Origin of the sequence: Planococcus sp. PAMC 21323 (genome assembly GCF_000785555.1) — a bacterium.
Lineage (GTDB): Bacteria > Bacillota > Bacilli > Bacillales_A > Planococcaceae > Planococcus.
This window is the reverse complement of the sequence record NZ_CP009129.1, coordinates 3,023,514-3,038,384: the sequence shown is the minus strand read 5'-3', so window position 1 is coordinate 3,038,384 and position 14,871 is coordinate 3,023,514. Positions and strand designations below refer to the sequence as shown.

Here is a 14,871-nt window from a genome sequence, read left to right as displayed (position 1 = left end):
TTTTTGTTCTATCTATATTTTCTAGCATTAAAAATAGACATTTAAAAGTGGAATAGGGGGACAGCTATGTTTATCACGTTTAGAGAAAAATCCATAATCGAATTGATTGTCAGAACCTCTGGAAAACATACAGTTCATTCCTTATCTTCGCATTTAGATGTTAGTGTCCGTACAATTCAAAGAGATTTAAAATCAATTGAAAAGACATTAGTGGAGTTTGATTTAAAAATTGAACGTACCGCAGATGAAGGGCTATTAATTACAGGACCCAACGATCAAATTTATCGTCTTATCCAGAATTTAATAACGGTTAGTCCTGCAGATGAGACGCCTGAAGAACGAAAGTTAAAACTGCTCATTATTTTATTGCACGAAGGACCATTTTTTAAAAAGCAAGTTCTTGCAAGTCAGTTAGGAATTAGTAATGCTACATTAACGGCTCATTTAGATGATTTAACTGAGTGGCTACAGAAGTTTTCAGTCACGATATCTCGAACAAAAGGTGTCGGTATAGAAGTTGATGGTGAGGAAACCAATATGCGCTATGCACTTGGCAGTTACTTATTGGCTTATTTTTACGAAGAAATCATTGAGAGCTTATACCATTTGCAACAAGGGAAAAGTCGAAAAGAAAACATTCTTGGTTATTTTGTTGCGGAGTATTTGGTAGTAGTAGATCTTTTGATAAACCAAAAAATAAACAAAGAACAAACGAAGTTAGCTGATAGTGATTATATTGGATTGGTTGTTTATAGTTGTATAACACTTCAGCGAACAGAAAAAGGATTTCTACTAGAGACTGAAGACGTGGTGGAGGACAACTCGAGTAACGAGTATCAGTTGATGGACAAGATGTGTAAAAAAATGAGTAATCAGCTTGCAGTACAGCTTACGATGGCTGATGCGCATTTTTTGTCAGTTTTATTAAAGGGTTCCAAAGTCCAGGCTGCTGAGGGTTCTTACTACGATAGCGTCTTTTTGGGGAGAAAAGTCAAAAATTTAATCTATAACGTTTCGTCACAGTTAGGTGTTGATCTTATTGATGACTTCTCGTTGTATCAAGGGTTATTGGCACATATGGAACCGCTAATTTTCCGTTTAAACCAAAATATCGAGTCGTTTAATCCTTTAACTGATGAGATTAAACGTAAATACCCAGTCTTGTTTATGGCCGTAAAACAGGGAATAGAAAATGAATTTGAGGACCTAAATTTTTCTGCTGATGAAACTGCTTTTGTAGTTCTTCATTTTGGTTCCGCTATGTTAATGGGAGAAGAAAGGGTTCAAATAGATGCAGTTGTTATTTGTCCCTCAGGCATAGGCACTTCAAAGATGCTTGCAAGTCGTATTCAAAAAGAAATTCCTGAGATCAATTCAGTAGAAATTCTTTCAATAAAAGACTTTCAAGCAGCTGACTTTAAAGATTACGACTTGGTCATTTCGACCATTCGATTGCCTGTTACAGAAGTGGATTATATACGCGTAAGTCCTTTATTAAATGAGCGTGATATTGGTTACATTGAAAGTTATTTGCAGAATAATGTTAAAAAAATAACTGGTAAAACAAATTATCTAAATCGCGAAAAGACGAGCAACTCACAGTCAACAAAAAATCGACCAAATATCCAACAGCTGCTGCAAGAAATAAAACAAGTGCAGCACAGTATGGATGTAGTTTTGACCAATTTTAAAGTTGTTCGCAAACAATTTGCTACAGATCATTGGGAGATTTTGCAGGAAGTTATAGAGATGGCTAAAAAAGAAGGAGCAGTTACAAACGTAGCTTCTGCCGTGAGTGAACTAAAGGAACGAGAGAACAAAGGTGGGTTAGGGATACCAGAAACGACTATGGCACTTTTCCATTGCCGCGATGAATCAGTACAAGAGCTATTGTTTCAAGTCATCCATATAGATAATCCGCTTACCGTAAAAGGAATGGATGGCAAAGATATGCAGGTTAAAAACTTGTTATTGATGCTAGCGCCAACCATATTGACCGACCGGCAACAAGACATATTGAGTTTGATTAGCACCAGTTTGATTGAAAGTGAGCAGTCGATGATGATTTTTACTTCTTCTAATGAAAAAGTCATTCGACAGAAACTAGAAGAGGTTTTTTGGGAGTACTTACAAAATAAGTTAATAAAGGAATGATGACAATGAAACAAGCCGTCCATTTTGGAGCAGGTAATATTGGCAGAGGATTTATCGGGGCTTTATTTTCTAAATCAGGCTATCACGTGACGTTTGTCGACGTGGCAGAGCAAGTAATTAATAAGCTCAATGAAGAAAAAAGCTATCAAGTAAAACTAGCCCAATCACAAGAAGAAAAGATTACAATTGAAAACGTTTCGGGGATTAATAATATGACACATGCCGAAGATGTGATTAGAGTGATTCAACAAGCGACATATTTAACAACTGCGATTGGGCCAAACATCTTGCCGAGAATCGCTCCATTAATTGCACAAGGGTTAACAGAGCGTATATTGGCGACAGACGAAAAGTTGTATATCATCGCCTGCGAAAATCAGATTGGTGCGACTGACATATTAAAGCAGCACATTCTAGACAGTTTAGATGACGAGACAATAGCGAAACTAGAAGGGAAAGTATATTTTTTCAACTCAGCAGTTGATCGCATTGTACCCATACAAGACCAAAGTTCTTTAGATGTATTAGTAGAGCCGTATTTTGAATGGGTAGTGGAAACTACAGAAACGATTCCACCAGTAACAGGTATGACGCTAGTTGAAGATCTCGCTCCTTTTATTGAACGAAAATTATTTACAGTAAATACGGGTCATGCCGTGATTGCCTATTTGGGGTATTTAGCCGGCAAATCAACAATCGACGAAACATTAGCCGATGAGGAAATTGTTACACAGGTCAGAGAGACCCTTAAAGAAACGGGTGCGTATTTAGTAAAAGAATATGGACTTGATGAACAAGAGCATTTAGCTTATATCGATAAAAACATTGAACGCTTTAAAAATGCATACTTGAATGACGGTGTGACACGAGTAGGGCGTGCACCTATTCGGAAACTAGGACCAGAAGATCGATTGATTCGTCCGGCTACACAAGCTCAAAAAGCAGGCTTGTCTTATACGCACTTAGCAAACGCGATTGCGGCTGCATTGTTGTTTGATTATCCAGAAGATGAAGAAGCGTTGGAAATTCAAAAAATAATTCGAGACAACGGACCTGCGGCTGTTTTAACGACCATTAGTGGTTTACCTAAAGACAGTGACATTACAAAAGAAGTCGTAAGCCGCTACCATGCGTTGAAAGCTTAACTACAAGTCAATAAGTAATAAACAAAATAAAAAGGGCAGACATGTTAACAATGCGTGTTTGCCTCAGCTTATAGACAAAAGAATACTTACTCATTTTTTTGTATGTAGAGGGGATTCTCCGCACCCAGTGGACGCTTTCCGCGGACTCAGCGCCGAGCCTCCTCGTCGCAAGCTCCTGCGGGGTCTCATCCCTTCGTTTTTCCGCAGGAGTCGCCACTTGGTGCTCCGAATCCTGGAGTGAGTAGAGAAAAACCTTTTCATAGGTTACTTTTATGGTGAAGTGCACTAAAGAATCTCACTTTGTTCGTAGCAAGAAGCCTTCAACTGGGCTGAGCCCACGTAAAGCGAAGTGGCCAGCCCAGTTGAAGAGTATGCATCACTATTCAGTTTAATAAGACTTTGTCTACAGTCTGGGGCAGACACGTTAATAATGCGTGTTTGCCTTTTTTGTCGTTTAACAATTAGAAAAGAAGATCTCGCTTTTGCGGAGCTATGAATTGAGGTATAATGGACAGGCAAAAGTAGATAGGTACAATCAGGAAATATGATATAATTATATAATTGGAGCAGAAAAGGTGTGTTTTATGGTTGAACCTGGCTTTTTGTATTATTTGATCAGGAGCAAGCTGCACCTATTTGCAAATATACGGGATAAGGAAGGTTTTAATGGACAACCAACAAACTAACAAAAATATCATCTTAATCGGCGCTGGAGTTATGAGTGCAACTTTAGGAGCAATGCTTAAAGAACTTGCTCCAGAGTGGAATATTAAAGTATTTGAAAAACTTGAAAAAGCAGGCGCTGAAAGTTCTAACGAATGGAATAACGCAGGAACAGGACATGCCGCACTTTGCGAATTGAACTATACTCCTGAACAAGAGGATGGCTCGATTGACATTAAAAAAGCGAGCAGCATCAACGAACAATTCCAACTTTCTAGACAGTTTTGGTCGTTCCTTGTAAACAATAAACGCATTGAAAATCCAAAAGAATTTATCATGTCGATTCCACATATGAGTATGGTACAAGGCGAAGACAACGTTCGCTTTTTAAAAAATCGTTTTGAAGCTTTGACGAAAAGTCCTTTGTTTAAAGGAATGGAATTCTCAACTGAAACAGAAAAGTTAAAAGAATGGATGCCTCTTATTATGGAGGGCCGTACTTCGACTGAAGCAATCGCAGCGACAAAAATCGATTCTGGAACTGACGTCAACTTTGGCGCGTTAACAGAAATGTTGTTTGAGTACTTAGGCGAACAACAAGTCGAAATGAATTACAACCACACAGTAAAAGATATTAAACGTAATGACGACAGTACGTGGGAAGTAAAAGTACAGGACCTTGAAAACAACAAAATCGAATACCATAGCGCAGATTTCGTCTTTATCGGCGGCGGTGGCGGAAGCTTGCCATTGCTACAAAAAACAGGCATTCCTGAATCTAAGCATATTGGTGGATTCCCGGTTAGTGGGTTGTTCTTAGTATGTAATGATCAAGAAATTGTTGAGCAACACCATGCAAAAGTTTATGGGAAAGCACAAGTTGGCGCTCCGCCAATGTCCGTACCGCATTTAGATACACGCTTTATTGATGGCAAAAAATCATTGTTGTTCGGACCGTTTGCAGGATTTTCACCAAAATTCTTGAAAACAGGCTCGAATATGGACTTACTCGGTTCTGTAAAGCCGAATAACGTCTTCACGATGCTTGCTGCAGGAGCGAAAGAAATGTCACTGACGAAGTACCTTATTCAACAAGTGTTACTTTCAAATGAAAAACGTGTAGAAGAATTGCGTGAATTTATCCCGACTGCGAAACTAGAAGATTGGGAAGTAGTCGTTGCAGGACAACGTGTACAAGTGATTAAAGATACAGATAAAGGCAAGGGAACACTTCAATTTGGTACAGAAATTGTCACTTCTGGAGATGGTTCAATTGCTGCATTATTAGGAGCTTCACCAGGCGCATCTACGGCAGTTCATGCGATGCTTGAAATTTTCAAAAAATGTTTCCCAGAACAAGTAGGCGAATGGGAACCAAAAATCAAAGAAATGATTCCGTCATACGGAAAATCATTGTCTGAAAACCCTGAGCTTCTTCAAGAAATCCATGCATCCACTGCAAAAGCATTGCAATTGGATGAAAAAAACACAATCACAAAATAAGCCGTTACTAAATGTATTTTAAAAACCCCGTTCACCTATAAAAGGTGAGCGGGGTTTTATTGTGTAACAAACTATTTTATTTGAAGTAAGGTGTTTTCTTCAATGCAATCGCGACAGGAATTGCGATAATCAGTCCAACTGCATTTTGAACAAGGTTGCCAGGAATCGACGCTGCTGGAATGATCCAACTGCTGAAAATAATTGCTTCACCAACGTAGTAAATCGCAACCATAAGTGGAATTGAAACGATTGCTGCCAAAATATTAAAAGAAGTCGAGCCGCCATTTCTGCCACCTAACCAGGCAATTTTCCCAACTAAGTATCCTTGAAGACCGCGTGCGACAATTGTGATTGGCGCCCATAAATGCCAGCCTGAAACTACATCAAACAAACCCATGCCGATAGCACCGGCGATTAATCCTTTTTTAGGACCAAACAAAATCGCGATAATGAAAAGCATAGCCGTGCCGAGGTGAACTAGTCCTCCATTAGCAGCAATTGGCAAACGAATATTCAAGAGTAACGTAGCCACAAAGACAAGCGCAATGGCCATCGAGCTCAAAACCAAATCAAAGGTACGAGAATTAGCTGCTGGTGAATAGCTAGTAGTTTTTTGCATGAGTAGTAACCATCCTATCTTTTCTTTTTCAGATAAGATTAGCAGAGCGGTGGACTAGTTAAAAGCGTCAATTTCAAACAAAACTTAGGGGTCAGATAGAAATAATAAAAACCGATCTCATTTGAACGTTCCAAATGAGATCGGTTTTTTAGTGGAAATTTTTAATCAGACGACAGATTCGCCATTGATAATCTCCAGAATGCCTGTATCTTTAGCTGAAACGGCACCAGATTTTTTAAGTTTAATCGATTGTCCTTCTTCAAGGTTGGTGAAGACGACAGGTGTGATAATAGAAGCTGCATGTTCAGCGATATAATCCAAGTCCATTTCCATTAAGAGCTGTCCTTGTTCAACCAAATCGCCTTGTTCGATATGTGAAGTAAAGCCTTCACCTTTTAGGTGTACTGTGTCGATACCGATATGGATCAAAATTTCTGTGCCGTTATCAGCTGCGATACCGATTGCATGTTTGGTAGGGAAGACTGTAACCACTTTACCGTTCACTGGAGAAAAGACTTTTCCTTCAGTTGGTTTGATCGCAAATCCGTCTCCGACCATTTTACCGGAAAATACTTGATCCGGAACTTCTGAGATCGGTAAGATATCACCTGTTATCGGGTTATTAAATTCTAAAGCTGTCCCTGAAGCAACTAGACCTTCAGTTGAACCTTCTGTTTTGGCAATCGGACGAGGAGACTTGCCGTTCATAATATCCTGCATTTGTCCGCGTAAGCTATCTGAAACAGGTCCAAAAATGGCTTGAATGTTATTGCCGACTTCCATGACACCAGAAGCACCCAGTTTTTTCAAGCGCTTCTTGTCTACATTACCTTTATCTGCAACGCTGACACGTAGACGCGTAATGCATGCATCTAAGTCGGTGATATTTTCTTGTCCACCCATAGCAGCAAGAATTTCATATGGCAAGTCGCCAATTTCTTTTACTTCTTCATCGCCTTCTTCATCTGCTTCACGACCAGGAGTCATTAAATTGAATTTCTGAATCGCGAAACGGAAACCAAAGTAATAAATGACTGAGAACACGAGACCGACGACGATAACCCAGAACCATTCCGTTCTACCTGGCATAACACCGAATAGTAGGAAATCGATCAAGCCACCGGAAAATGTCATACCGATTTTAACGTTAAGTAAATGCATCGTCATAAACGATAAACCTGCGAATATAGCGTGAATACCGAATAACACGGGAGCAACAAACAAGAATGTAAATTCAAGAGGTTCTGTAATCCCTGTTAGGAAAGAAGTTAAAGCACCCGAAGCCATGATGCCTCCGACAATTTTCTTTTTCTCAGGACGTGCTGTGTGATAGATTGCAAGAGCTGCAGCCGGAAGGCCAAACATCATGAATGGGAATTTACCCGTCATAAACGTACCAGCTGTAAAGTCTACACCGTCTTGTAGTTGCGCAAAGAAAATACGTTGATCACCGCGGACAATTTCTCCTGCAGCTGTTGTATATTGACCAAATTCAAACCAAAATGGCGAATAAAAAATGTGATGTAAACCAAATGGGATTAATGAACGTTCAATCGTTCCAAAAACAAAAGCTGCTAGTGTACGGTTTGTTTCCAACATAAAGTGAGAAAGAGTATTCAAGCCGCCTTGAGCAAATGGCCAAAGGAAGAACATAACAATACCAAGGAAAACGGCTGAGAACGCGGTAATAATTGGGACAAAGCGTTTACCTGCAAAAAATCCTAAAAACTGAGGCAACTGAATATTAAAGAATTTATTGTACAGGAAAGCGGCTAAAATACCGACGATAATCCCGCCAAAAACTCCTGTTTGTAGTGTAGGTATACCTAACACGTTAGCGTAGGCCGGGTCACTCGTCATTTCTAGTGTAATGCCACCAAAAGCTTTCATGGTGACGTTCATAATCAAGTAACCAATAATGGCAGCGAGACCTGCAACACCATCACCACCAGCAAGACCAATGGCTACACCTACGGCAAACAGTAAAGGCAAGTTGTCAAAAACAACGCCGCCCGCTTCTGCCATAATGAATAATAATTGCTGAATCCAGTTAGCTCCCATAAAAGGAACCGCTTCCAAAAATGATTCTTGTGCAAAACTTGTACCGAAAGCTAGTAAAATACCAGCAGCGGGTAAGAGTGCAACGGGTAACATTAACGCTTTACCTACTTTTTGCAATGTACCAAATAAATTAAATGACATGTAACTTCCTCCTCTATATTTTGTATGTGATAAACAATTGAATCCATTATAAAAGGCATGAGCAGAAAAGGGAAAAGTGGATAAAAGGACAGAGTTGTCCTGTTGGTCTACTTTCGTCTTTTCATACTCATGCCTGATCGAATCAGTAACACGTATGGTCAGAATTTATGTGTCAAGCGCTGCAAGTGAATCGTCAAATACATGACTTCTGATTCATCGACTGGCTTATTCAATTGGTTTTGCATTACTTTTATGAGCTTCCAAGCAAGATTATAGCATATCGGATATTCGCTTTTCAACATGGCAGCCAATTTATTTTCTTCGCCAACGGCCGTGCCTTTATCAGCGCGGTCAATTGCCCGGTGAAGGTGTTGGATTAAGCGATGATAGTCGATATTGTTTTTGTCTAATTGAATATCTAAGTTGTCTTCAATGATGTTCACCATTTGTGATAGCAAAGAATGATAGCGCTTAATGTCACGTAAAGACTTGTCGGTTACCGCGCTATGAATATGAAGTGCGATAAAGCCAATTTCACCTTCAGGGAAAAAGACACCCGTTCTATCTTCTATTTTTTGAACAACATCTTTAGCAACTAGATACTCTTTTGGGTACAGCGATTCTATTTCAAATAAAAAGGGATTGGAGAATTGGATATCTTTTTTGGCACGATTAATCGCAAAGGCAATATGATCGGTCAGTGCAACATGAATGTGTTCGTTCAATTCTTTAGCCATTCTTTCTTCGATGAAAACGAGCAAGTCTTGGATAAAGGAAATGAGTTTTTCGTCGATATAAGGAAGCAAATTTACATACTGCTCCATTTCTTTCTCGTCTTTGAGCAGAAATGTTTTATCGGCTTGGTCAAAAGGAACGGTGTCTCCTTTTTTGCGATTAAAACCGAGACCATTACCGATTAATACCACTTCTTTATAGACGTCGTTATGAGCGATCACGACATTATTATTTAATACTTTTTGAATGGTCAAGGCTTGTTTCATGTTAACCTCCGTCTGCCGCTAGCATAGATAAACAAAATTCCTGTCATATCAATTAAAATCTGAAAACTTCTCTTTCTATCATTCTAGCATTTTCTGTCTTTCTACAATAGTTCTAGTCCCTTTAGTAAGAAGAGCTGTCCTTTCGTTGAGTTTAAAAATAGCACGGCGTATACTGAGGGATATCATGTGTATAGAACAACAGGAGGTAATAGAGTGACTAGTAACCCGAAAGCCATTTTTTTAGATATGGATGGAACCATTTTAAATCATCAGAACGAAGTTAGCCTAGAAACGAAACAAGTAATCGATGAATTGCGTGAGCAAGGAATTTTTGTTTTCATCGCAACAGGTCGATCAGTGGATGAGCTAGCAGAAATGTTGCCTGAAGGCTTTGCAGTAGATGGCGTTATTACCGCAAATGGCATGGCAGGCTATATTGGTGAAGAAGTCGTTTTTGAGCACGCGTTGCCGATCGAATTGGTGAAAACGATTATTGAGAAAGCACGTGAACGAAAAATCTATTACGAGCTTTTCCCGCATGGTAATTCGCGAGTCGTATTAGAACAAAATAAAGCCTTTATTGAAGCGGCAATTCGTGATCCAAAGCCTGATTCCGTTCAGATTAACGAATGGATTTCGCGTCAAAAAGCAATAGAAGAAGATATCGAGTGGACATCAGAAATAACAGGAGATCATTTTTCGAAATTTTACTTTTTCGCAAGAACGAGGGAGGAAATCGAAGACTGGAAAGCTGAACTAAAAAAATTGCAAAAAGAGACAGATTTTTCGATGACACCTTCGTCACCGCATAATGCAGAAGTTATGGTTGCCGATGTCAACAAAGCATCAGGAATTCAAGAAATGCTAGAGCGATTTAACTTAACGGGCTGCGAGACTTTAGCCGTTGGAGATAGCGATAATGACTTGAAAATGTTTGAATACGTTAACCATGCCGTCGCCATGAAAAATGCTTCGGATCATATTAAAGAAAAAGCAGATGAAGTTACGGAGTTTACTTGCGACGAAAATGGTGTATATCAGTATTTAAAAACAGCTGTATTAGACCCTATCACGAAAGTTTCACAAGCATAAACTAAAAAGGCAATGGAAACCCGACGATTTTTCGCGGTTCCCATTGTCTTTTCTACTGCTACAAAACTACTTTTTTTCCTCATTTGAAATCTGACTCCATGTGTCCACGCCATCATCATCATCAAACTCGATAATCACATCGGTTACGTTTTCGACGCTTTCTTTAATCTTTTTCTCAATATAATTTCGAATTTCATCAGCTTCTTTAATGGTCATATGAGGATCGACTTCGACTTTTAGTTCGACGTGTAAACTTTCACCTTCTTTAATAACATCCAAGTCTTGGATATCATTAATATGTGGATGTTGCAAAATACGTGCACCCATTTTTGCCTGCATTTTCACATCTGCAACGCCAAGTGCGCCTGCCGCGTTATCCATAAAGATACGACCTACAACAAAGATAAGTGCAATACCGATAACGATTGAAGCATATCCCGTAGCACTATGGAAAGGTGTATAAGTAGCGATAACAATAGCAAGCATCGCAAGTAATGCGCCACCAACAGCAACGTTATCTTCTAAAAAAACGAGCTTCGAAGCCGGCTTAGCATCTTTCACATGCTTATAGCTTTCAGGAATTATTTTAAAGCCTTTTATTTGTTCTTTTGGTAAGTGTTCTGTAATTTCCTTCATCGCTTTATAAAGAACCGCCATTTCAAGCAATGCAGAAGCACCAAGCACACCCATATTCAACCAAAACCAATCTTCCGAATGTGTGGCATTTGAAATATGGTGAATTCCTTCGACAATGGTCTCATAGGCTAATACTCCAACAATTAGGACAGCGCCGAGTAGCACAAGGTTGACCAATCGACCAAATCCTCCTGGAAAGCGCTCTGTCGGTTCTTTTTTACTTAATGCAGAACCAACAAAAACAAAAAATTGGTTCGCAGCGTCCCCGAAACTATGCATCATTTCAGCAAACATCGCTACGTTCCCAGTAATCAAATAAGCAGCCGTTTTAAGAATGGCAACGATCGTATTTATTATAGCTGCCCATAAAGCGGACTTTGTACCAAACTTCATCAGGCCTAAAAGTTCTTTCATGTAAACTTCTCCTTTCAGTCACAAGACATAAGTAATTAAGTCGTTTCTTTATTTAATTCCCCCAGCGTTAAAATTAAAACACAGTAGTACACATGAAACTGTTTCTTTTCTGATGAGTGTATACTTATAAGAACAGCTATTTGATGAGTGTCTGACGATCGTTGATTCGTATCTTACAATTAGAGATAATAGAGAAACATCAAAATAGTCCCGAGAAAGTTATCTCAGGAAGGAATATTTTATATGAATTTTTCACTTAATGAATCAAAAATTAAAAAATTATGCGGACAAGTGGCTTTCAAAAAAGGAAGGTCCTTTTTTCAGGCAGGAAAAATTCAGCTAATGCCAGACCCGAGTGATGACGGGTTTATAAAAGCTGTTGTTGCAGGACGCAACGAATTTCATGTCAGTATTAAACAAGAGCAAAATGGAGAAATTTTGGCTTCTTGTAGCTGCCCCCCAGTAGGTTTTGTAAAAACTTACTGCCATCACATTGCAGGAGTACTACTGGCTATTGATAGTATGCAGCAACGTGAAAATCCGACAAGAAAAATGGTGGAGTTGTTCTCACGACAGTCCGAGGGAACGAAAGGACGCCAGTATTTTGATCAACGCCAACTATGCCAAATTGAATTTAATGTAGTGCCGGTTTTAGTGAGAGACGAAGCGTATCTCACGATGCGTCTTGCTGCGGATAATGAACCCATTCAAAATATCGGTAAATTTCTACATGCAGTGAGATCCGAAAAGCCATACAATGAGCCGTTTGGAGTCGATTATTCCCCACAACTCCATCGCCTAGAGAAGAGTACAGAAGAAGTTCTTGATTACTTAGCAAAAATGCGAATTATAGAGGATGAAATATCACTTAAAAAAGATATGCAAGTTATTACAGCTTCGGATTGGGAGCGGTTATTGCCATTATTGCAATTTGCGCCTAACGTAAAGCTTGTTGGAGCAGGTAGGATTACAGACGGTCTATTGATTGAAAAGCAATTACCGCTGTCCTTTCATTTTAACGAATACCGAGAAGGCGGATTTCGCTTGGATGTAGAGGGACTTGAAGAAGTCCTCATTCTACACGATTATGAATTGGCGTTTGTAGATCGAGCTCTTGTTCATTTGCCTAATGAAGATGCGAAACGATTGTCGGAGCTGAAAGAATTACTTCCAAATGGATTAGATCAACTGTTAATCCTAGCAGAAGAAATAGACTATTTTATGGCAACTGTGGTCCCAGGGTTAGAGCGTTTAGGAAACGTCTATATCGCAGATGCGGTAGCAGAGCGACTTGTGGAAACGCCTCTTCGCGCCCAATTATTTCTCGACCGTATCCGACACCGGTTACTAGCAGGTGTGGAATTTCATTATGGTCATTTAGTGATCAATCCATGCGAAGAGCCAGAAGACGAATTCCGTCATTATCCAGGCATCCGTAGACAACGCGAAGAAGAACAAGACATCATGCGAATAATGAAAGAAAGTGCATTTACGCAAACCGATGGCGGTTTTTATATGCAGGATGAAGATGCAGAATATCATTTTTTGTATCATGTCATTCCGGAGCTGGAAGAAAAAATGCAAATTTTTGCGACAACTGCCGTTAAAATGCGCGTCCAAAAAAATTATGGCGGGCCGAAAGTAAAAGTTGAGATTAGTGAACGAACGGATTGGCTAGAATTTCGTTTTGACATGCAAGATATTCCTGAAGCAGAGATTAAAAAGATTTTAACAGCTTTAGAAGAAAAGCGACCATTTTACCGTATCCCTAACGGTACGTTAATGTCGCTGGAAAATCAAGAATTCCTTGATTTGAGTGACTTTCTACGTGAATTAAATGTCGATGTAGCTAACTTTGGAAGAGAAGAAATTCGGATTCCCTTAATTCATGGTTTGCATTTAGTCGCTTCTCTAGATGAAGGACAGTTGCTAGACCCAGGAGTGAATTTTGCTCACTTGCTGCAAAATTTACATCGTCCGGAAGAATTAGGAACGGATATTCCAGCAGGTTTAAATGGAGTACTCCGTGATTACCAAGAAGCAGGATTTCGCTGGCTCAAACTATTAGCCAGTTACAAATTCGGGGGCATTTTAGCTGATGATATGGGGCTTGGAAAAACCTTGCAAAGTATTGCTTTTATCGTTTCAGTACTGCCAGAGGTTCGTAAAAACCAGCAACCTATATTAGTCGTTGCCCCGTCGTCGCTCGTCTACAATTGGCTAAATGAATTAACGAAATTTGCGCCAAGTATAAAAGCAGGAATCATAGACGGTGGTAAAACGACAAGAGCTTCCTTGATTAAAGACATCACAAAACTAGATGTTGTCATTACATCTTATCCTTCTTTACGCATGGATCAAGTATTGTACCGAGACCAGCACTTCCACACGTTATTTTTAGATGAAGCGCAAGCCTTTAAAAACCCAGTTACTCAAACAGCAAAAGCTGTGAAAAGCATTAAAGCAGACCACCGATTCGCTTTGACGGGCACACCGATTGAAAACTCATTAGATGAGTTATGGTCAATTTTCAATGTGGTGTTTCCTGAACTTTTGCCAAACCGCCGACTATTTAGTGAAATGAGACGAGACGCTATTAAAAAACGAGTCCGTCCATTTATTTTGCGTCGCATTAAAGCCGATGTGTTAACAGAGCTTCCTAAAAAAGTAGAGTCGATCTATTTTTCAGAATTACAAAAAGATCAAAAGAAATTATACGCTGCTTATTTAGCGGAATTAAAACAAGATGCTTTAAAACATTTGAACAAAGATAGCTTCCAAAAAAATCGCATACGCATATTAGCGGGACTAACGAGGCTGCGTCAATTATGTTGCCATCCTGCTTTGTTTGTTGAAGGGTACGACGGGGGATCTGCTAAGTTTGATCAGCTTATGGAAATTTTAGCAGAATGCCGCGCCACTGGACGTCGAGTCCTCGTATTTTCACAGTTTACAAAAATGCTTGGCCTCATCGGCAATCAATTGGCAAGAGAAGGAGTTCCGTACTTTTATCTGGATGGTCAGACACCTCCAGAAGAGCGTGTAGAGCTTTGCCACCGTTTTAATGAAGGACAAGGAGATTTGTTTTTAATTTCGTTAAAAGCTGGTGGGACGGGATTGAACTTAACGGGTGCTGACACAGTCGTTTTATATGATCTTTGGTGGAATCCAGCGGTCGAGCAACAAGCGGCTGATCGTGCACATCGTATGGGACAAGAAAAGGAAGTTCAAGTGGTTCGTCTTATTGCTAAAGGGACCATTGAAGAAAAAATTAACGAATTGCAAATGAAAAAGAAAAACTTGATTGATGATGTCATCTTATCAGGGGAAGAACCGTTAAAGGCGATGTCTGCTGCCGATATCCGTGAGATTTTAACAATCTAATCTCTTAAAGGAATTATTTTTTAAGATTTGGTAAAATGGACAGAAGAGACGGGGTGTT

9 protein-coding genes are annotated in these 14,871 nt (G+C 39.5%); 5 read left to right on the top strand and 4 right to left on the bottom strand.

All coding sequences use genetic code 11. From position 1 onward, the window contains the following. Window positions 1-66: 66 nt before the first annotated feature. The 3 genes from PLANO_RS14950 (at window position 67) to PLANO_RS14935 (ending at window position 5,465) form a co-directional block, all read left to right on the top strand. Window positions 67-2,154 (top strand): BglG family transcription antiterminator, encoded by a 2,088-nt coding sequence (locus PLANO_RS14950; RefSeq protein WP_038705219.1) that lies wholly within the window; start codon window positions 67-69, stop codon window positions 2,152-2,154. Window positions 2,155-2,159: 5 nt separating this feature from the next. Beyond that, window positions 2,160-3,299: a mannitol-1-phosphate 5-dehydrogenase gene (locus tag PLANO_RS14945; RefSeq protein ID WP_038705218.1), complete on the top strand. Its 1,140-nt coding sequence runs from the start codon at window positions 2,160-2,162 to the stop codon at window positions 3,297-3,299. A 666-nt stretch (window positions 3,300-3,965) separates the two neighbouring features. Next, window positions 3,966-5,465, top strand: coding sequence for a malate:quinone oxidoreductase (locus tag PLANO_RS14935; RefSeq protein ID WP_038705216.1), 1,500 nt, complete (start codon window positions 3,966-3,968; stop codon window positions 5,463-5,465). Between the two features lie 76 nt (window positions 5,466-5,541). On the opposite strand, the gene PLANO_RS14930 is transcribed toward PLANO_RS14935, so the two are convergent. The 3 genes from PLANO_RS14930 to glcT all read right to left on the bottom strand — a co-directional run bounded on the left by PLANO_RS14930 (window position 5,542) and on the right by glcT (window position 9,287). Beyond that, on the bottom strand, window positions 5,542-6,084 hold the full coding sequence (locus tag PLANO_RS14930; protein ID WP_038705215.1) for an ECF transporter S component: 543 nt from the start codon (window positions 6,082-6,084) through the stop codon (window positions 5,542-5,544). Between the two features lie 165 nt (window positions 6,085-6,249). Further along, a complete protein-coding gene (gene ptsG, locus PLANO_RS14925) occupies window positions 6,250-8,286 on the bottom strand; it encodes a glucose-specific PTS transporter subunit IIBC (RefSeq protein WP_038705214.1) in 2,037 nt (678 codons plus the stop codon). A 158-nt stretch (window positions 8,287-8,444) separates the two neighbouring features. Then, window positions 8,445-9,287, bottom strand: coding sequence for a glucose PTS transporter transcription antiterminator GlcT (glcT, locus tag PLANO_RS14920; RefSeq protein ID WP_038705213.1), 843 nt, complete (start codon window positions 9,285-9,287; stop codon window positions 8,445-8,447). A gap of 213 nt (window positions 9,288-9,500) precedes the next feature. Here glcT and PLANO_RS14915 point away from each other — a divergent pair, with 213 nt between their 5' ends. Continuing rightward, window positions 9,501-10,379 (top strand): HAD family hydrolase, encoded by an 879-nt coding sequence (locus tag PLANO_RS14915; protein ID WP_156108914.1) that lies wholly within the window; start codon window positions 9,501-9,503, stop codon window positions 10,377-10,379. 66 nt (window positions 10,380-10,445) lie between these two features. Here the strand turns inward: PLANO_RS14915 and PLANO_RS14910 are convergent, their stop codons facing one another. After that, entirely contained in the window at window positions 10,446-11,429 is a 984-nt protein-coding gene (locus PLANO_RS14910) for a cation diffusion facilitator family transporter (protein WP_038705212.1), read from the bottom strand. A gap of 243 nt (window positions 11,430-11,672) precedes the next feature. Between PLANO_RS14910 and PLANO_RS14905 the strand changes: the two genes are divergently transcribed. Continuing rightward, window positions 11,673-14,813 carry a DEAD/DEAH box helicase gene (locus PLANO_RS14905; protein WP_038705211.1) on the top strand — a complete coding sequence of 1,047 codons (3,141 nt, stop codon included), beginning with the start codon at window positions 11,673-11,675 and terminating at the stop codon, window positions 14,811-14,813. Window positions 14,814-14,871 lie beyond the last annotated feature (58 nt).

Excerpts from the sequence above, each read along its gene's own strand:
- PLANO_RS14950 (WP_038705219.1), top strand. The coding sequence starts at position 67 with ATGTTTATCACGTTTAGAGAAAAATCCATAATCGAATTGATTGTCAGA.
- PLANO_RS14945 (WP_038705218.1), top strand. The coding sequence starts at position 2,160 with ATGAAACAAGCCGTCCATTTTGGAGCAGGTAATATTGGCAGAGGATTT.
- PLANO_RS14935 (WP_038705216.1), top strand. The coding sequence starts at position 3,966 with ATGGACAACCAACAAACTAACAAAAATATCATCTTAATCGGCGCTGGA.
- PLANO_RS14930 (WP_038705215.1), bottom strand. The coding sequence starts at position 6,084 with ATGCAAAAAACTACTAGCTATTCACCAGCAGCTAATTCTCGTACCTTT.
- ptsG (WP_038705214.1), bottom strand. The coding sequence starts at position 8,286 with ATGTCATTTAATTTATTTGGTACATTGCAAAAAGTAGGTAAAGCGTTA.
- glcT (WP_038705213.1), bottom strand. The coding sequence starts at position 9,287 with ATGAAACAAGCCTTGACCATTCAAAAAGTATTAAATAATAATGTCGTG.
- PLANO_RS14910 (WP_038705212.1), bottom strand. The coding sequence starts at position 11,429 with ATGAAAGAACTTTTAGGCCTGATGAAGTTTGGTACAAAGTCCGCTTTA.
- PLANO_RS14905 (WP_038705211.1), top strand. The coding sequence starts at position 11,673 with ATGAATTTTTCACTTAATGAATCAAAAATTAAAAAATTATGCGGACAA.